Genomic DNA, 18,093 nt, shown 5'->3' on the forward strand with positions numbered 1-18,093 from the left:
CTTGGGGGTCAAGGGGTGCTGGTCAGAGGTGGTTCATGCCCTCCACCAGCACGGAGCGCAGGATCTGTTCAATCTGGTCGAACTCGCGCTGACCCACGGTCAGCGGCGGGGCCAGCTGGACCACGGGGTCGCCCCGGTCGTCGGCGCGGCAGTACAGGCCGGCGTCGAACAGCGCGTTGGACAGGTAGCCGCGCAGCAGGTGCTCTGATTCTTCGTCATTGAAGGTTTCCTTGGTGGCCTTGTCCTTGACCAGTTCGATGCCGTAGAAATAACCCTCGCCCCGGACATCGCCGACGATCGGCAGGTCCAGCAGCTTCTCCAGCGTCTTGCGGAAGGCCGGAGCGTTCTCCTTGACGTGGTTGTTGAGGCCCTCGCGCTCGAAGATGTCCAGGTTGGCCATCGCGACGGCGGCGGAGACCGGATGCCCGCCGAAGGTGTAGCCGTGGTAGAACGTGGTGTCGCCGTGCTTGAAGGGTTCGAACAGCCGGTCGGAGGCGATCATCGCACCGATCGGGGAGTAACCGCTGGTCATCCCCTTGGCGCAGGTGATCATGTCCGGCACGTAGTCGAAATCGGTGGAGGCGAACATGGAACCGATCCGGCCGAAGGCGCAGATGACCTCGTCGGACACCAGCAGGACGTCGTACTCGTCGCAGATTTCGCGCACCCGCTCGAAGTAGCCGGGCGGCGGCGGGAAGCAGCCGCCGGAGTTCTGCACCGGTTCCAAAAACACCGCGGCCACGGTGTCCGGGCCCTCGAACTCAATGGCTTCGCCGATCCGGTCGGCAGCCCAGCGGCCGAACGCCTTCGGGTCTCCCAGACCCTCGGGTGCGCGGTACTGATTGGTGTTGGGAACGCGGAAGGCGCCCGGGACCAGCGGTTCGAACGGCGCCTTCATGTCCGGGATGCCGGTGATGGAGAGCGCGCCCTGCGGGGTGCCGTGGTAGGCGACGGCGCGGGAGATCACCTTGGTCTTGTTGGGTTTGCCCTGCAGCTTGAAGTACTGCTTGGCCAGCTTCCACGCCGATTCCACGGCTTCGCCGCCCCCGGTGGTGAAGAAGACACGGTTCAGGTCGCCCGGCGCATGGTGGGCCAGGCGCTCGGCCAGTTCGATGGCCGCCGGGTGGGCGTAAGACCACAGCGGCATGAAAGCCAGTTCCTTGGCCTGGCGGGCGGCGGCCTGGGCCAGTTCTTCGCGGCCGTGGCCCACCTGCACCACAAAGAGCCCGGCGAGCCCGTCGATGTACTCGCGGCCCTGGTCGTCGTAGATGAGGTGGCCTTCGCCGCGGGTGATCACCGGAACGTTGCCTCCGGCGGCCAGCGGCGCATGCCGGGCCATGTGCATCCACAAATGGTCGCGGGCAGCCTGCTGGCGGTCCGTTCCCATCGGCGTGGTGTAAGTCCGGCGCATCGGTGCGTCGGTGGTGGTCCCGGCCGGTGTGCCTTGGCCCGGAATGCTGGTGCTTGGCGATGCGGATGTCTGTGTCATCGGGTTCCCCAGTTGTATTCCTGCTTGCGCAGCGAGAGGTACATGAATGTTTCAGTGCTCAGGACGCCGGGAATGCCGCGGATCTGGTTGACCAACCGCAGCAAATCCTGGTCGTTTTCGCAAATAACTTCGGCCAGAATGTCGAATGACCCGGCGGTGACCAGGCAGTAATCCACCTGGTCCAGTGCGGCGATCTTGTCCGACACTTCCAGCAGATCGGCGGCGGTCTTGATGCCCAGCATGGCCTGCCGGGCGAAGCCCAACTGCAGCGGGTTGGTCACCGCAACGATCTGCACGATGCCGGCGTCGGTCAGCTTCTGTACGCGTTGGCGTACCGCCGCTTCGGAGAGGCCAATGGCCTTTCCAATCGCGGCGTAGGAGCGCCGGCCGTCTTCCTGCAGCTGCTCGATGATGGCCTTGGAGACCTCGTCAACCGCAGCGCTGTGGGAGTTGCCGATGTGGCCGTGCCCGGCACCGGGGAGCAAGGTCAAGCGTATCCACCTCCTGTGAAACGGATCGCCGCCATCGGCGGGATTGCTTGCTATTGAATCCGTTGTCTGCGGCTTGCGCAAGTAGTGGATTCGAAAAATTTTGCGGCTGTAACTATCGAAATACGAACTCCTTGAGGTTACTATCTGTTGTGAAGCGGGTCACAGGCCTTTTCTGGTGCGGGAGTCCGGTGAGCAGTGCATACTTCGCGGGTGCATTGCGCCCGGATCGGGGAAATCGCAACCAAAGGGGCATGTCCCGCTTCGGATTCCGTCGTGTAATCAAAAATTTACAACTGAAACTATTGTCGGTCGCTCGGGTGTCTGGGAGTATCAACGCAACGAGGTCCACTCCGACGACTGGGGAGCATCAGATGCCGAAACGACTACCTGAAGACCCACGCCTGCGCGGCCTGATTGCCGCGCAGATGTCCCGCCGCAACGTACTCATGGGCGCCGGAGGACTCACCCTGGCGGGGCTGCTGGCCGCCTGCGGCACCGGCGGTACCGGCAGTTCGTCGAATACCAGTGCGGCGGGCGGACTGACGCCGGCGGAAGACGTCTCGGACCAGGAAAAGGTAGTCAATTGGGCCAACTGGACCCTGTACCTGGACTACGACGACTCCAACCAGACGTACCCCTCCCTCGAGGCCTTCAGCAAGCAGAGCGGTATCAAGGCCAGCTACTCCGAGGATATTGACGGCAACGACACGTACTTCGGCAAGATCCAGGGCCAGCTCGCCGCCGGGCAGGACATCGGCCAAGACGTCATCACGCTGACCGACTGGATGGCCGCGCGCTTGATCCGGCTGGGTTATACGCAGGAACTGGACCACGCAAACATCCCGAACATGGCCAATCTGCTGAAGCCCCTGCAGGATGTGGACTTCGACCCCGGCCGGAAGAATTCCCTGACCTGGCAGTCCGGCTATGCCGGCATTGCCTGGAACAAGGAAGCGGTTCCTGGCGGGCTGAAGACCGTGGCCGACTTGTGGAAGCCGGAGCTCAAGGGACGCGTGGAAGTGCTGGACGAAATGCGCGACACGATGGGCCTGCTGATGCTGGAGAACGGCGTGGACATCTCCGGTTCTTGGGGGACGAAGGAATACGACGCCGCGCTGGAAGTGCTGCAGAAACAGATTTCCAGTGGCCAGATCCGGCAGGTCAAGGGCAACTCCTATAAGGAGGACCTGATTTCCGGCGATGCCCTGGCAGTGATCTGCTGGTCCGGCGACATCACCCAGCTGAACTTCGAGGAAGGCGACAAATGGGAATTCGCCCTTCCGGAAGCCGGTGGCACCCTGTGGTCGGACAATCTGATGGTGCCGATCGGATCCCCGCATAAGAAGAACGCGGAAGCCCTGATGGACTACTACTACGACCCGGTGAACGCAGCGACCGTCGCCGCCTACGTTAACTTCATCTGCCCGGTGGAGGGCGCCAAGGAGGCCATGGAGAAGATCGACCCGGACCTGGTGGACAATCCGCTGATCTTCCCCACCGATGAGGACCTGGCCAAAGTCAGCGTGTTCCGCAGCCTGGAACCAGACGAGGAAACCGACTTCAGCGACCGGTTCCAGCAGACGATTGGCAACTGATGACTCAGGCATCCCTGCGGACAGAGAATGCGAGCGCCGTCGGCGAAGAGAGCGGAGCGGACTTGGTGCTGGGAGCCATCACCAAGCGGTTCGGTGATTTCGTCGCGGTGGAGGACCTTGACCTGACCATCCCGGCAGGAAAGTTCTTTGCCCTGCTGGGGCCCTCCGGTTGCGGCAAGACCACCACGCTTCGCATGGTGGCCGGTCTGGAACAGCCCACCTCCGGGACCATCAGCATTGGCGGCAAGGACATCAGCAGGTCCGGCGCCCATCAGCGGCCGGTCAACACGGTCTTCCAGAACTATGCGCTGTTCCCGCATATGAGCGTGCTGGACAACGTCTCGTTCGGGCTTCGACGGCGCAAAGTCCGCGATGCCCGGGCACAAGCCGCGGCGGCGCTGGAACTGGTCGAGTTGTCGCACCTGGCCGCACGCCGGCCGGCCCAGCTCTCCGGCGGACAGCAGCAGCGGGTGGCATTGGCGCGCGCGATCGTCAACCACCCGGCCGTGCTGTTGCTGGATGAGCCGCTGGGTGCGCTGGACATGAAGCTGCGCCGGCAGATGCAGGTGGAACTGAAGAAGATCCAAACCGAGGTCGGCCTAACCTTTGTGCACGTAACCCACGACCAAGAGGAAGCCATGACCATGGCGGACACGGTGGCCGTCATGAACGCCGGCAAGGTGGAGCAGATGGGGGCCCCGCGCGAACTGTACGAACTTCCGCGCACGGTCTTCGTGGCGAACTTCCTGGGCAAGTCCAACCTGGTCGCCGGCGACATTGTGGAGGACCGCGGCGACGCCGTCGTCGTCAATGCCAACGGGAACAGGCTGGCCGTGCTCAAGGAGCGCTCCACCGTGCACCAGGGCCGGGCCCTGATCGGCATCCGGCCGGAAAAGCTGAGGATGATGTGGCCGCAGGAGGCGCCGGCCGACGCGGCCAACGTCCTGCACGGCACGGTGCTGGACACCTCGTTCACCGGAGTCAGCACCGATTACCTGGTGGAGGTGCCAGGGGTCGGTACCGTGGGCGTTTTCAGCCAGAACCACGGCCAGCAGTTGGCCCAGCCGGGCGACGGCGTGGTGCTCAGTTGGGACACGGAGCACGCCTTCGGCCTGGGCGGCGCCGATGACGCGCAGTACGGGGCGCCAGAGGTCGACGACTGATGAGCGTGCAGGCCACGGCGGACAAGACACCGGCGCCGGACAAGCGGCGCGGCGGCAGTGAGCGCGGCAGCGGCGAACTCAAGGAGGAGCGCCGCCGGGGGCGGATGGGCTACTGGCTGATCCTGCCGGGGTTCTTGTTCCTGCTGCTGTTCTTTGTGCTGCCCGTGTTCTCGCTGCTCGCGACGTCGCTCTATGCGAAGCCGCCGGGAGCGGACATCGGCCAGTTTGTGCCCGCGCTGGAATTCAACAACTACGTGCGGATGCTGGGCAGCTACTGGCCGGAGCTGCTGCGTTCCTTCGGCTTCGCCCTGATCGCGACGACCGCGGCGCTGCTGATCGGATATCCGATGGCCTACCTGATTGCTGTCCGGCTGCGCAACCATGCCCTGCTGCGCGGCATCCTGCTGGTGCTGATCATCGCCCCGTTCTTCACCAGCTTCATCTTGCGCACGCAGGCCTGGAAGCAGATCCTCGCCGACGAGGGGCCGGTGGTTTCCGTGCTCCGCACGTTCGCTGTGCTGCCGGACGACGGCCGGCTCACCGCCACCGCCTTCGCCGTGGTCTGCGGCCTGACTTACAATTTCCTGCCGTTCATGGCCCTGCCCATCTACGCGAACCTGGAACGGCTGGACATCCGCTTGATCGAGGCCGGAAACGATTTGTATGCCAGCGGCTTCACCACCTTCCGGACGGTGACGCTGCCGCTGTCGATGCCCGGCGTGATTGCCGGAACGCTGCTGACGTTCATTCCCGCTACCGGCGACTACATCAACGCCGCGCTGTTGGGCAACAACCGGGACACCACCATGATCGGCCAGGTCGTGGACTCCAGATTCTTCCGAGTGGTCGACTATCCCGGGGCCTCGGCGCTGTCCTTTGTGTTGATGCTGGCGATCCTGGCCCTGGTCTTCATCTACGTGCGCCGCTTCGGCACCAAAGAACTGCTGTAGGGGGAAACCACGGTGAAAAACTCTTTCGGCCGCTGGCTAATTCCTGTGATCGGCGGACTGGCGTTCGTCTTCCTGCTGGTCCCGATCGCCTACGTCTTCGCGTTTTCCTTCAATGACGCCGGGCGCACCAACCTCACGTGGCGCGGCTTTACCTGGGACAACTGGCGCAACCCGTGCGGCGCTCCGGAAGTCTGCTCGGCGCTGGGCAACAGCTTGCAGATCGGGGCCACGGCCACGCTGATCGCCGTCGTCCTCGGAACGGCCATCGCCATTGGGCTGGTCCGCTACCGGTTTAAGTTCAATGCCACCGCCAACATGCTGATCTTCCTGCCGCTGGCCACTCCGGAGGTTGTCCTGGGGGCCTCGCTGCTGGCCCAGTTCCTGAATGTGGGCGCGGAACTGGGCAAGGGAACCATCATCATTGCGCACACCGTTTTCTGCATCTCGTTTGTGGTGGTTACGGTCAAGGCCCGGGTGGCCAGCCTTGACCCGAAGCTGGAGGAGGCAGCAGCCGACCTGTACGCCTCGCCGATGCAGGCGTTCTGGCGGGTGACCTTCCCGCTGCTGTTGCCGGGAATCGTGGCGGCCGGCCTGCTGAGCTTCGCGATCAGCTTCGACGATTTCATCATCACCAACTTCAACTCCGGCAATGTGGACACCTTCCCGAAGTTCATCTACGTGGCCGCCACCCGCGGCATTCCTGCGCAAGCCAATGTGATCGGCTCGGCGATGTTCATCATCGCGCTGCTGATCGTCATCGGCGGCCAGATCCTTGCGCATCGCCGCGCCAAGATGCTGGCCGCTCGCTGACGCCCCGCCCGGCTGCTGCCGGCTCGTAGTGAGGAGTACTACATGATCGATCGGAACCGGCTGGCCGAGCTGTTCGAGCGCGAACTGCAGGACTTCGAAGCCAAGCACCCCCAGTCCAAGGCGCTGTATGACGGCGCCGCCCACCTCTTCGGCAAAGTCCCGATGACGTGGATGAACAAGAAGGCGGGCGGCTTCCCCCTCTATCTGGAGCGCGCCCGCGGTTGCCGGGTGTGGGACGTGGACGGCCTGGAGTACGTCGATTTCGCGCTGGGGGACACCGGCGCGATGGCCGGCCATTCCCCGCAGCCCACCGTCGACGCCATCATCCGGCGTGTCGCTGACGACGGCGGACTGGCCACCATGCTGCCGACTGCCGACGCCGAGTGGGTGGGCGCCGAGCTGGCGCGGCGGTTCGGTGTGGAACGCTGGAGCTTCTCGCTCACCGCTACGGATGCCAACCGCTGGGCCATCCGGCTGGTTCGCGCGCTGACCGGCCGGGGCAAGATCCTGTTCAACCCGTACTGCTACCACGGGTCGGTGGATGAGTCACTGATCGTGGCCGGTTCCGACGGCGAGGGAATGAGCCGCCCGGGCAATGTCGGCGCGCCGGTGGATGTCACGGAGACCAGCAGGGTGGCGGAGTTCAACGATCTCGCTGCCCTGGAGCGGCAGCTTGCCCACGGCGACGTGGCGGCGGTGCTGATGGAGCCGGCACTGACCAACATCGGCATCGTGCTGCCCGAACCGGGCTACCTGCAGGGCGTGCGGGAGCTGACCCGCCGGCACGGGACGCTGCTGATCATCGACGAGACGCACACCTTCTCCGCCGGTCCCGGCGGGGCTACGGCGGCTTGGGCGCTCGAGCCGGACATCGTGGTGATCGGAAAATCGATTGGCGGCGGCATTCCGTGCGGTGCCTACGGGCTCAGCGCCGACCTGGCTGAGCGGGCGCTGGGCCGGGCCGACTTGGACCTGGTGGACATGGGCGGCGTCGGCGGCACATTGGCCGGTAACCCGCTGTCCGTGGCGGCCATGCGGGCCACGCTTCAACACGTCTTGACGGACCGGGCCTTCGATTCCATGATCGGCCGGGCCACGGAATTCGCCGCCGGCGTGCAGAGAGTGATCGACACCTATTCGCTGCCGTGGTCGGTTTCCCAACTGGGCGCGCGTGCCGAATACCGGTTCGCCAACCCGCTGCCCCGGAACGGCACCGATTCGGCGGCCAGCCACGACGGTGCGCTGGAAGACTTCCTGCACCTGTATCTGGCCAACCGCGGCATCCTGCTCACCCCGTTCCACAACATGGCCCTGATGTGCCCGCAGACCACCAGCGCCGACGTCGAACGGCATCACGAGATTTTCGAAGAAGCCATCCGGGAGCTGACTAACCACTGAGGCGCCGGGCCCGCCGACGGCTTGGGACAATGGCTGCATGACGTTCGCCAAATCCGCCATCCTGTTTGTCCTGGCCGCCGTTGCCGAGATCGGCGGCGCGTGGCTGGTCTGGCAGGCCGTCCGCGAGGACCGCGCCTGGTGGTTTGCGGGGTTGGGCGTGATGGTACTGGGTCTTTACGGTTTCATCGCCGCGCAGCAGCCGGATGCCAACTTCGGCCGGGTGCTGGCCGCGTACGGCGGCGTGTTCATTGCGGGGTCGCTGGCCTGGGCCATGCTGCTGGATGGATTCCAACCGGACCGCTGGGATTACCTTGGGGCCGGAATCGCGCTCGCCGGCGTCGCGGTGATCATGTACGCGCCGCGCAGCGGCAGCTAACGGGCCATAGCCGGCCGGAAGATTAGTGAACCGAGCCGCGGCCGGAGCCGTTCTTTGTTAATCTGTTCCGGTGACATTTACACAGCGTTTTGTGGCTCTGGGGGATTCATTCACCGAAGGAGTAGGGGATTACGACCCCTCGTTGCCCAACGGCGTGCGCGGCTGGGCGGACCGGGTGGCCGAGCAGCTCATGCTGGCCGACTCGGGCTGGGGCTACGCCAACCTTGCCATCCGGGGCAAGAAGATTGCCCAGGTGCTGGACGAACAGGTCGACGCGGCCGTCGCGCTGAAGCCGACCATGGTCACCCTCTACGCCGGCGGCAATGACATCCTGCGCCCGCGGGTAGACATCGACGCTTTGATGGCCGGCTACGAGACCGGCGTCGGCAAGCTGGCTGCCACCGGCGCCGACGTGGTGCTGTTCACCGGCTTTGACAGCGTCGCCTCGGCGGTCTTCGGCAAGACCCGCGGCCGCACGGCCATCTACAACGAATGGGTGCGGGAGATTGCCGACCTGCACGGAGCGAAGATCGTTGACTACTGGCGGATGCGCGAGTTCCGCGACTGGCGCTACTGGGACGCCGACCGGCTGCACATGTCCACCGCGGGCCACACGTTGATGGCCAAAAAGGTGCTGGAACTGCTGCAAGCGGAAGACGTGATCGATCTGCCCACGCTGCCGGATCTGGCGGTGCTGTCCCGCCGCGCTGCCATGGTGGCCAACGTCCGCTGGGCGCGCGAGTACCTGGGGCCGTGGATCGGGCGGCGGCTGCGGGGCACCTCCTCCGGCGATTCGCTCACGCCAAAGTACCCTCAGCTGACCGGGCTCCACGCCACCGCCTGAACAACCCTGCTCCGGCCGGACCAAGTTCCCGGCCAGCTGCTGAGGGTTGGCTGTCCTGTCTGGAAGCTGGGCGCGCGGAGTGCTTGGCTTGTTCCATGGACTCAGACTCCCGGATCCAGCCAGCGAACCAACCCGAGTTCCACGACGACGAACCGCACGACGTCGTTGGTCTCGCCGCCCGCCTGAACTGGCTGCGCGCCGGTGTTCTCGGGGCGAACGACGGGATTGTTTCCGTTGCCGCGCTGGTAGTCGGCGTCGCGGGCGCCACCAGCGACTTTGGCACGCTGCTGACGGCGGGCCTGGCAGCGGTGATCGGCGGCGCCATCTCCATGGCCTTGGGCGAGTATGTCTCCGTTTCCAGCTCCAGCGACAGCCAGAAAGCGCTGATCGCCAAGGAAAAACGCGAACTGCAGGAACAGCCGGAAGAAGAGCTTGCCGAACTGGCCGCGCTCTACCAGGACCGCGGGCTGACGCCGGGAACGGCAATGCAGGTGGCCAAGGAGTTGACCGCACACGATGCGCTGGCCGCACACTTACATGCGGAACTGAATATTCAGGACGACGACGTGGTCAGCCCGTGGCATGCAGCCTTCGCCTCCGCGGTAGCCTTCCTGCTCGGTGCCACCTTGCCGATGCTGGCCGTGCTGCTGCCGCCGGCCGAACTGCGGATCCCGATCACCTTCGCAGCCGTTCTCGTGGCACTGGCCGCCACCGGAGCGGTCGGAGCCTGGCTCGGCGGCGCCAAGGTCTTCCGGGCGTCATTCCGGGTGGTTCTGGGCGGCGCGCTGGCGCTGATGGCCACCTTGCTGATCGGCACCTGGCTGGGCGGCACCGGGGTGGTCTAGAGCCCAGTTCAAGCGTGGTGTGGCGCATTTCACAAAACTCGTGTCAACGCCAGTGCGTCCTGCTGGCCCTTCCCGAGCCAACAGTTGAAGGATCAAGTTTTGTGGCAGAATGGAGGCATGACCTCTGCACGCTGGCTCGATCCCGAAGAACGCCAGGCTTGGCTGGCTTTGCTGGCGGTGTCCACCCTGTTGCCCGGCACCCTTGACGCCCCGCTATACCGCGAGGGCAAGCTGACCCTGTTTGACTACCATGTCCTGGCCATGCTGTCGGAAACTCCGGACCGCTCGCTGCCGATGAGCGAACTGGCGTCCCGGACCTATTCCTCGCTGTCCAGGCTCTCGCATGTGGTGAAGAAGCTCCAAGGCCGCGGCTGGGTCGAGCGGGCCCAATGCGCCGAGGATGCGCGGGTCACCATGGCACTGCTCACGGAGGCGGGGATGGAAGCGATCCAGTCCCTGGCGCCGGGGCATGTCGAAGCCGTCCGCCAAGCGGTTTTCGATGGGCTGGACCGCCGGGATGTGCAGGACCTAGAGCGGATCGGCAAGAAGATTGTGCAGCAGTTGGAGCCCGGCAGTTGGGTGCTGCGCGAGCCCCGATTGAACGCCTGAGGCGCGCATTCGCGGCCGAGGGGGCGGCCGCCGTCGTTGGTTTGATCCAAACGGCTGCTACCCCTAAGATGGAAAGGCGTTAAGTCACGCAGCATCGGCACCTCCTTGCCAAGGTAAGGCGGTGCGGGTACTGTGTGGCGTCCGTGTTTACCTAGAAATGAGGATCGCGGATAGGCCGTTCTTCCCCCGGGAAGATGTGGTTTATTTGCACCTGACTTCACCGTCTTCCCCGCGGCGAGGCACTTCGGCTGGATCTCACCCCGCCAGGTTCACCTCCGGAAAGTCGCAGTAATAACGGTGTCACAACTGGTGGCGGGCGCTCTTACACGCAGATTCGCAGGCCGCTTTACTTCGTCTCTGCGTCAGGTCCGTCATATTTACTACAACTGGAGGAGAGATCATGGCAGCACACTGCCAGGTGACCGGAGCCGAGCCCGGCTTTGGCCACAGCATTTCGCACTCGCACCGCCGCAACAAGCGCCGGTTCGACCCGAACATTCAGAAGAAGCGCTACTGGGTTCCGTCCCTGCGCCGCAATGTCACGCTGCAGGTTTCGGCCCGCGGCATCAAGACCATTGACGTCCGCGGCATTGACGCAGTCGTCACCGAGCTCCTCGCGAAGGGTGTGAAGCTCTAGTGGCAAAGGACAAGGACGTACGTCCCATCATCAAGCTGAAGTCCACCGCTGGCACCGGCTTCACCTACGTGACCCGGAAGAACCGTCGTAACGACCCGGACCGCATTGTCCTGAAGAAGTACGACCCGGTCATCCGCAAGCACGTCGAATTCCGAGAGGAGCGCTAAACATGGCCAAGAAGTCCAAGATTGCTCGCAATGAGCAGCGCAAGGTCGTTGTCGAGCGTTACGCCGCGAAGCGTGCCGAGCTGAAGAAGACCCTGGTCGACGCGAACGCGACCGACGAGGCCCGCGAAGAGGCACGCCTGGGCCTGCAGAAGCTGCCCCGCAACGCCTCTCCGGTCCGCGTCCGCAACCGCGACCAGATTGACGGCCGTCCCCGCGGCACGCTCCAGAAGTTCGGCATCTCCCGCGTGCGGTTCCGTACCATGGCGCACGCCGGCGAACTGCCGGGCATCAAGAAGTCCAGCTGGTAAAAACCTGCTGGCTTCATCGTGAAGCTGCTTGAAGGGCGGCGGTCCCAGTCCGGGACCGCCGCCCTTTTTCATGCCCGGAGGGCTTCTTCGGAGCACCTTCGGCCCGCCCGGGATCACCCTCAGGGACCCATAAAATCACGACGACGGTGCCCGCGGTTGCGGGGGAACGGTGCGCCCTCCGCGACGCGCGGAGGGCGCACATCATATGCTCTGGGCGGAAAAAGCGTGCCCCCGAGGGCAGAATCGGCCCAAATTCCGGGTAATTCGCTAAAAATTCCGCCAGATTCCGCGGATTTTGCCGGATCTTGGTGGCCAAGCTGGTAAGTTTTCGCACAGTAGCTTTACGCAGCCGCGGAAGCTCTGACCAAACCAAAGCAGTCCAGGAGGACAAAAATTGGCTATCAACCGCAGTGAACTTGTTGCAGCTGTTGCAGACAAGGCTGGCACCAGCCAGACCGCAGTGAACGGTGTCTTGGACGCTGTCTTCGACATCTTCGCAACCTCCGTCGCCAAGGGCGAGAAGATCACCATCCCGGGCTGGCTCGCAGTCGAGCGCACCGACCGTGCTGCCCGCACCGGCCGCAACCCGCAGACCGGCGAATCCATCCAGATTCCGGCCGGCCACAGCGTGAAGCTGACCGCTGGTTCCAAGCTGAAGGCTGCTGTCTCCAAGAAGTAGTCCACACCTTTGCTTCCGCAGGACCGTCACCGGCAACCGGTGGCGGTCCTGCTGTTTAACCCTTGGCTTCTACGGGCGGTAAAATAGAGCCCGGGTGTGCGCCGTATGGTGCCGCATCCGAAGAATTATCGGGACGGAGGACTGAGGGCATGGTCCAGCGGGAAGGTCGGCTGCTGCGCGGCTGGCTGGGCGCTGCCGTAGCCACTTCCCTCGCCTCGCTCTCGCACTTGGCCGGCGGCGGCCACGTCCCTGCGCCGGCCGTCTGGCTTCTGGCGTTTGCCCTCGCCGGGCTGGTCTGCGTCGGCTTGGCCGGCAAGTCGCTGTCCTGGACACGTCTGCTGGCCGCCGTGGGAACCAGCCAAGCGATCTACCACCTGCTGTTCCAGTTGGGCCACGCCGCTCCTGCGGGTGTCCCGACGGCGGTCGGCCATGCGGGCCATCACGTTGCACTGCTGCCGGCCGGATCGCTGGTCTCCGAAGCGTCTGCCCAGACGGCCACGGCCGCGACTCCCGCCATGCTGGCCGCCCATCTGGCTGCCGCTGCGGCCACTGTCCTGCTGCTGCGCCGAGGCGAGCATGCTGCGGCCGCGCTGGCCGGGACGGTGGCCCTAGCCGCGCCCCGCAGGCTGAGCAGTTGGCGCCCGATTCCCCGGCCCCGGCTGGCCGCCCCGGTGCAACTGCTGATCCAGCCATTCGCGGCCCTGGGGGTTCCGTTTCTGGCCTTGCGGCACCGGGGGCCGCCGTTGCGTCACGCTTTCTGACCCGCGCCCTGCGCATCCCCCGACGAAAGAACGTGATGAACCCTCATCTGAACATCCCTGTCCCGGTGCGTGTCAGTACCGACGAGTCTCCGGCTGCCCGGCGGCGCCAGGAGGAAGGCCTCCGTGCTGCCCGGCAAGCCACCGCCCGCCGGCTGCTCGCGTCCGCCCTGATCGCCATGCTGCTCTGGCTGGCCTTGGCGCTTGCGCTGGCTCGCCCGGCCGCGGCCCACGACGAACTGATCAGTTCGACGCCCGAGAACGGTGCCGTCCTGGACACCCAGCCGGGGGAGGTCACGCTCACGTTCAGCGCGACCGTGATGGACATCGGCGCCACTACCCAGGTGCTGGACGGAGAGGGCACCGATTGGGCGGCCGGGGCTCCAGTGCTGAGCGGCAGCAAGGTCAGCATTCCCCTGCGGGACGGCATGCCGGACGGTGACTACCAGCTGGGCTGGCGGGTGGTTTCCAGCGACGGCCACCCGATCGAGGGCACGCTGAAGTTCTCCGTGGCGGCGGCGAGCCCTGCGGCGTCTTCCGCCGCCGACGGCGTCGGCAACGCCGCCGAGGCCGCCGGACCAGAGGATGGTCCCAGCAACATCGGACTCTTCGTCGCCCTGGGCGCCGGCGCGCTGGCCATCGCTGCAGGCCTGGCCGCTTTTGTGATCAGCAAGCGTGGCGGAGGCACGGACGGTCGTGGCTGAGCGGTTGGCTCCACCAGCTAAACCACGTCCCGCGGCGATTACTGCCGACGGGATCGGCAGGGGATGGGTCCTGGCCGGAGCCGTGGTTCTGGTCCTGGCCTTGGTTGCCGCCCTGCTCTATTCCGGGGCTGCCGCCGCCCGGCAGCTGTCCGATCCCGGCGCCCTGACCCGCTGGGCGCTGCCAGTCGCCAAGGCCGCCAACAACACGGCACTGTCCGTGGTCATCGCTTCGCTGCTGTTCGCCGTCGGGATCCTGCCCAAGCAGCTGCGTCCCAACCGCAGGCCCGGCAGAGGCGACGAGGGGCCCGAGCACCCGGCCTTCACGGCCGCGCTGCGGCTGGCCGCGGTCGCGGCGGTCGTCTGGACGCTGGCCGCGACGGCCGTGCTGGTCTTCAGCTTCTCCGACATTGCCGGTCTGCCGGTCAGCGGGGATGCCAGCTACACGGCCGGATTCGTGGGATTCATGACGGACATCGGCACCGGCCAGGCGTGGCTGTCCATCACCATCGTGGCCGCCATCGTCGCCACGCTCATTTTAGGGATCCGCTCGCTTCCCGGCCTGGGCATGACGCTGGCGCTGGCCACCGTGGGCGGGCTGCTGCCGATGGCGCTGATCGGGCACTCCGCCGGCGGCGACGACCACTACGGAGCCGTCAACTCGATCGGCCTGCACCTGCTGGGCGCCTGCCTTTGGGTGGGCGGCATCATTGTACTCGCGGTCATTTCCGGAACGCTGGGCACCAAGGACATTACCGGCCAGGTGCTGCGCCGCTACTCGTCGCTGGCGCTGATCAGCTTCTTCCTGGTCTTCTTCTCCGGCATCATCAACGCGTCCATCCGGATCACCTCGCTGGACCAGCTCTCCAGCCCCTACGGCGTGCTGGTGGTCATCAAGGCCCTCGCCACGCTGCTGCTGGGCGCGATCGGTTTCATGCACCGGCAGTGGATCATTCCGGAGCTGGGCACCAAGTCCGGCAAGCGGGTCCTATGGCAGCTCATCACCGTGGAACTGCTGGTCATGGCGGCCGTGTTCGGGATCGCCACGGCACTGGCGCGCACGGCGCCGCCCACGCCGGAAGAACTGCCGGTGGATGCCTCCCCGGCTCGCATCCTGACCGGTTACGACCTGCCGCCCGAACTGGTCAGCGGCAGCTGGCTGACCGTCTGGCGCTGGGACTGGTTGTGGGTCACGTTCGCCTTGGTCACCGGCATTGCCTACCTGGTGGCCGCCGTCAGGCTGCACCGCCGCGGCGACCGCTGGCCGGTGGGGAGGACCGTCAGCTGGATTGTCGGCTTGCTGGCGCTCACCTACGTCACCTCCGGTGCCCCGGCCGTTTACGGGATGGTGCTCTTCAGCGCGCACATGCTCGACCACATGGCGCTGACCATGGTGGTGCCGCTGTTCCTGGTCCTGGGGTCGCCGATCACGCTGGCGCTGAAGGCGCTGCCGCCCCGCGGGGACGGGAGCAAGGGCCTGCGCGAATGGATCCTCTGGCTGGTGCACTCGAAATACTCGCAGGTCATCACGCACCCGCTCTTTGCCGCGGCGAACTTTGCCGGCTCGATCATCATCTTCTACTACTCGCCGCTGTTCCGGTTTGCCCTGGACGAACACACCGGCCACGAGCTGATGAACCTGCACTTTTTGTTGACCGGCTATATCTTCATCCTGACGATGATCGGCCAGGACCCGCTGCCGCGGCGGGCCCCGTACCCCATGCGGTTGTTGATCCTCTTCGCCACCATGGCGTTCCACGCCTTCTTCGGTGTGGCCCTGACCAGCTCGACGGCCCTGATCCAGGCCTCCTGGTTCGGCAGCATGGGGCGGGAGTGGGGCCTGTCGGCCATGGACGACCAGCAAGTCGGCGGAGCCATCATGTGGGGCGTCGGCGAAATTCCAACCCTTTGCGTAGCCGTCGGAGTGGCGATCATGTGGTCGCGTTCCGACGCCCGGGAAACAAAGCGTAAAGATCGTTCAGCCGAGAGGAATAACGACGCCGAGCTGGCAGCTTATAACGATATGTTTGCCAAGATGGCCCGGCAGGACGAACGCATGGTCCCGCCCGGGGCCGTCAGGCCGGCCGCCGGTCACCGCGCGTCCGGAGGCCACCATGACGCACCGAAAACCACCAACGGGCAGGAGCCCGCTCCGGACCCGGATAACGCCGGCCGGACCCAAGGAGAATCCAGATGACTGAGGCTGCCGAGACCATCCGCACCAACTACCGGGTCCGCGGATCCGACCTAGTGGGCCGCAACTGGCTCAACACCGGCGGCAAGCAGTTGGGCCTGGAAGACCTGCGCGGCAAGATTGTGCTGTTGGATTTCTGGACGTTCTGCTGCATCAACTGCCTGCACGTGCTGGACGAGCTGCGGCCGCTGGAAGCGAAGTACAAGGACGTGCTGGTCACGGTCGGCGTGCATTCGCCCAAGTTCGAGCATGAAGCTGACCCGGTGGCGCTCGCCGCGGCGGTGGAGCGCTACGAGATCCAGCATCCGGTGCTGGACGACCCCGAGCTGGACACGTGGCAGGCCTACGCAGCCCGGGCCTGGCCGACGCTGGTGGTCGTCGACCCCGAGGGCTACATCGTGGCGCACCTGTCCGGCGAGGGGCACGCCGGCGGCCTGGAGTCGCTGGTGAAGGAACTGGTGGCCGAGCACGAAGCCAAGGGCACGCTGCACCGCGGCGACGGCCCCTACGTCCCCGCGGAAACCACCGCCGGCGACCTGCGCTTCCCGGGCAAGGTCATCCCGCTGCCGGACGGAGTCGGGTCCGAGGGCGGCTCCTTCCTGGTCACCGACACCGGACACCACCGGCTGGTGGAACTGGCGGCTGACCTCTCCACGGTGCTTGCGACCTATGGCTCCGGCGAGAAGGGCTGGCAGGACGGACCTGCCGGCGAAGCCAAGTTCAACGAACCCCAAGGCCTGGCCCTGCTGCCGGAAGAGATCCGCAGCCAGGCGGGCTACGACGTCGTGATTGCAGACTCCGTGAACCACCGGCTGCGCGGGCTGTCGCTGGCCACCGGCCAGGTGACCACGGTGGCGGGCAACGGCGTGCAGCGCCTGCTGGATGCGAACACCCAGCGCACTGCACCGGGCATGGCGCAGGCGGGTCCCGGGTCGGTCGCGGACGAAGCCCCCTCCGGCGAGGCGCTGGAAGAGGAACTTGCCGAAGCCATCGCTTCGAACTGGACGCAGCTTGCTGCCGATCCGCTGGCCGTCTCGCTCAGTTCGCCCTGGGACGTCTACTGGTCCACTCGGCTGAACGCAGTAGTGATCGCCATGGCCGGCGTGCACCAGATCTTCACCCTCGATCCGGTCTCCGGCAAGGTGGCCATCCTGGCCGGCACCGGGCTGGAGGGCCTGCAGGACGGCGATGCCACCGTGGCCTGGTTCGCCCAGTCGTCCGGCCTCGCCGGTGACACGGCCGGCAACATCTGGGTTGCGGATTCGGAAACGTCGGCGCTGCGCAAGATCTCCTTCGTGGACGTCAACGGCGAAAACCGGGTGCAGGTGTCCACCGCCATCGGCGCCGGTCTCTTCGACTTCGGCTTCCGCGACGGCGCGGCCGCCGAGGCGCGGCTGCAGCATCCTTTGGGCGTGGCGGTCCTGCCGGACGGCTCCGTGGCGGTGGCCGACACCTACAACGGGGCGGTACGCCGCTACGATCCGGCCACGGAGACCGTCTCCACGCTGGCGCGGGGCCTGGCCGAGCCGTCCGACGTGCTGCTGGACACCACGGCCGTGGCCGACGGCGGCGAACCGCTGCTGCTGGTGGTCGAGGCGAACAAGCACCAGCTCATCCGGCTGCCCATCCCCAAGGAAGCGCTGACCGTGGACGAGGGCGCCTCGCAGACGCAGCGGCCCAAGACCGAGGTTTCGGCCGGCCCGCTCGCGCTGACCGTCCGCTTTGCCGCCCCCAAGGGCCAGAAGCTGGACGACCGCTGGGGCGATCCCACCCAGTTGAAGATCTCCTCCTCGCCGGAGAATCTGCTGGTCTCCGGCGGCGGCACGTCGGTGGGCCTGCTGCGCGAACTGGTGCTGTCCGACGAAGTCACCGGGGGCGTCCTGCACATCACCGCCCGCGCGGCGGCGTGCGACGGCGAGCCAGGCGGCGAGATCCCGGACCACGCCGCCTGCCACCTGTACCAGCAGGACTGGGGCATCCCGGTAGTCATCGGCTCGGGAACCGGGGAGCTGACGCTGGACCTGCGCGGGCTGGACTAAACAATCCCCGCAGCAGATCAATGCCGGAGGCGGACAGGGA

19 protein-coding genes are annotated in these 18,093 nt (G+C 65.9%); 17 read left to right on the forward strand and 2 right to left on the reverse strand.

Annotation, left to right across the window (positions count from 1 at the left end; translation table 11 throughout):
* Positions 1 to 22: 22 nt before the first annotated feature.
* A complete protein-coding gene (locus AC5RWT_RS10425) occupies positions 23 to 1,411 on the reverse strand; it encodes an aspartate aminotransferase family protein (RefSeq protein WP_494080208.1) in 1,389 nt (462 codons plus the stop codon).
* 74 nt (positions 1,412 to 1,485) lie between these two features.
* Positions 1,486 to 1,980, reverse strand: coding sequence for an Lrp/AsnC family transcriptional regulator (locus AC5RWT_RS10430; protein WP_494042804.1), 495 nt, complete (start codon positions 1,978 to 1,980; stop codon positions 1,486 to 1,488).
* A 371-nt stretch (positions 1,981 to 2,351) separates the two neighbouring features.
* Between AC5RWT_RS10430 and AC5RWT_RS10435 the strand changes: the two genes are divergently transcribed.
* The 17 genes from AC5RWT_RS10435 to AC5RWT_RS10515 all read left to right on the forward strand — a co-directional run bounded on the left by AC5RWT_RS10435 (position 2,352) and on the right by AC5RWT_RS10515 (position 18,053).
* On the forward strand, positions 2,352 to 3,575 hold the full coding sequence (locus AC5RWT_RS10435; protein ID WP_494042803.1) for an ABC transporter substrate-binding protein: 1,224 nt from the start codon (positions 2,352 to 2,354) through the stop codon (positions 3,573 to 3,575).
* Positions 3,575 to 4,738, forward strand: a complete 1,164-nt coding sequence (locus tag AC5RWT_RS10440) for an ABC transporter ATP-binding protein (protein ID WP_494042802.1) — start codon at positions 3,575 to 3,577, stop codon at positions 4,736 to 4,738. The genes AC5RWT_RS10435 and AC5RWT_RS10440 overlap by 1 nt, the downstream gene beginning before the upstream one ends.
* Positions 4,738 to 5,688: an ABC transporter permease gene (locus tag AC5RWT_RS10445; protein WP_494080164.1), complete on the forward strand. Its 951-nt coding sequence runs from the start codon at positions 4,738 to 4,740 to the stop codon at positions 5,686 to 5,688. The genes AC5RWT_RS10440 and AC5RWT_RS10445 overlap by 1 nt, the downstream gene beginning before the upstream one ends.
* Positions 5,689 to 5,700: 12 nt before the next feature.
* Positions 5,701 to 6,498: an ABC transporter permease gene (locus AC5RWT_RS10450; protein WP_494080165.1), complete on the forward strand. Its 798-nt coding sequence runs from the start codon at positions 5,701 to 5,703 to the stop codon at positions 6,496 to 6,498.
* 42 nt (positions 6,499 to 6,540) lie between these two features.
* Positions 6,541 to 7,896, forward strand: coding sequence for a transaminase (locus AC5RWT_RS10455; RefSeq protein ID WP_494080166.1), 1,356 nt, complete (start codon positions 6,541 to 6,543; stop codon positions 7,894 to 7,896).
* Positions 7,897 to 7,933: 37 nt separating this feature from the next.
* Complete coding sequence (locus AC5RWT_RS10460) at positions 7,934 to 8,272, forward strand: YnfA family protein (protein ID WP_494080167.1); 339 nt, start codon at positions 7,934 to 7,936, stop codon at positions 8,270 to 8,272.
* Positions 8,273 to 8,342: 70 nt separating this feature from the next.
* On the forward strand, positions 8,343 to 9,116 hold the full coding sequence (locus AC5RWT_RS10465; protein ID WP_494080168.1) for an SGNH/GDSL hydrolase family protein: 774 nt from the start codon (positions 8,343 to 8,345) through the stop codon (positions 9,114 to 9,116).
* A gap of 95 nt (positions 9,117 to 9,211) precedes the next feature.
* The gene (locus tag AC5RWT_RS10470) at positions 9,212 to 9,961 is read left to right on the forward strand and encodes a VIT1/CCC1 transporter family protein (protein ID WP_494042797.1); all 750 of its coding nucleotides are present in this window, start codon (positions 9,212 to 9,214) and stop codon (positions 9,959 to 9,961) included.
* Between the two features lie 117 nt (positions 9,962 to 10,078).
* Entirely contained in the window at positions 10,079 to 10,570 is a 492-nt protein-coding gene (locus tag AC5RWT_RS10475; protein ID WP_494042796.1) for a MarR family winged helix-turn-helix transcriptional regulator, read from the forward strand.
* Positions 10,571 to 10,970: 400 nt separating this feature from the next.
* On the forward strand, positions 10,971 to 11,207 hold the full coding sequence (gene rpmB / locus AC5RWT_RS10480) for a 50S ribosomal protein L28 (protein ID WP_127512990.1): 237 nt from the start codon (positions 10,971 to 10,973) through the stop codon (positions 11,205 to 11,207).
* Positions 11,207 to 11,374, forward strand: coding sequence for a 50S ribosomal protein L33 (gene rpmG, locus AC5RWT_RS10485; RefSeq protein WP_127512989.1), 168 nt, complete (start codon positions 11,207 to 11,209; stop codon positions 11,372 to 11,374). Before rpmB ends, rpmG begins: the two co-directional genes overlap by 1 nt.
* Before the next feature lie 2 nt (positions 11,375 to 11,376).
* Positions 11,377 to 11,682, forward strand: a complete 306-nt coding sequence (gene rpsN / locus AC5RWT_RS10490; RefSeq protein ID WP_494042795.1) for a 30S ribosomal protein S14 — start codon at positions 11,377 to 11,379, stop codon at positions 11,680 to 11,682.
* Between the two features lie 394 nt (positions 11,683 to 12,076).
* Positions 12,077 to 12,361: an HU family DNA-binding protein gene (locus tag AC5RWT_RS10495; RefSeq protein WP_353918931.1), complete on the forward strand. Its 285-nt coding sequence runs from the start codon at positions 12,077 to 12,079 to the stop codon at positions 12,359 to 12,361.
* 149 nt (positions 12,362 to 12,510) lie between these two features.
* Positions 12,511 to 13,122 carry a hypothetical protein gene (locus AC5RWT_RS10500; RefSeq protein ID WP_494080169.1) on the forward strand — a complete coding sequence of 204 codons (612 nt, stop codon included), beginning with the start codon at positions 12,511 to 12,513 and terminating at the stop codon, positions 13,120 to 13,122.
* Positions 13,123 to 13,157: 35 nt separating this feature from the next.
* Complete coding sequence (locus tag AC5RWT_RS10505) at positions 13,158 to 13,823, forward strand: copper resistance CopC family protein (RefSeq protein ID WP_494080170.1); 666 nt, start codon at positions 13,158 to 13,160, stop codon at positions 13,821 to 13,823.
* Complete coding sequence (locus AC5RWT_RS10510) at positions 13,816 to 16,017, forward strand: bifunctional copper resistance protein CopD/cytochrome c oxidase assembly protein (RefSeq protein ID WP_494080171.1); 2,202 nt, start codon at positions 13,816 to 13,818, stop codon at positions 16,015 to 16,017. Before AC5RWT_RS10505 ends, AC5RWT_RS10510 begins: the two co-directional genes overlap by 8 nt.
* On the forward strand, positions 16,014 to 18,053 hold the full coding sequence (locus AC5RWT_RS10515) for an NHL domain-containing thioredoxin family protein (protein ID WP_494080172.1): 2,040 nt from the start codon (positions 16,014 to 16,016) through the stop codon (positions 18,051 to 18,053). Before AC5RWT_RS10510 ends, AC5RWT_RS10515 begins: the two co-directional genes overlap by 4 nt.
* Positions 18,054 to 18,093 lie beyond the last annotated feature (40 nt).

It is taken from the genome of Arthrobacter sp. Dra40 (assembly GCF_059091905.1).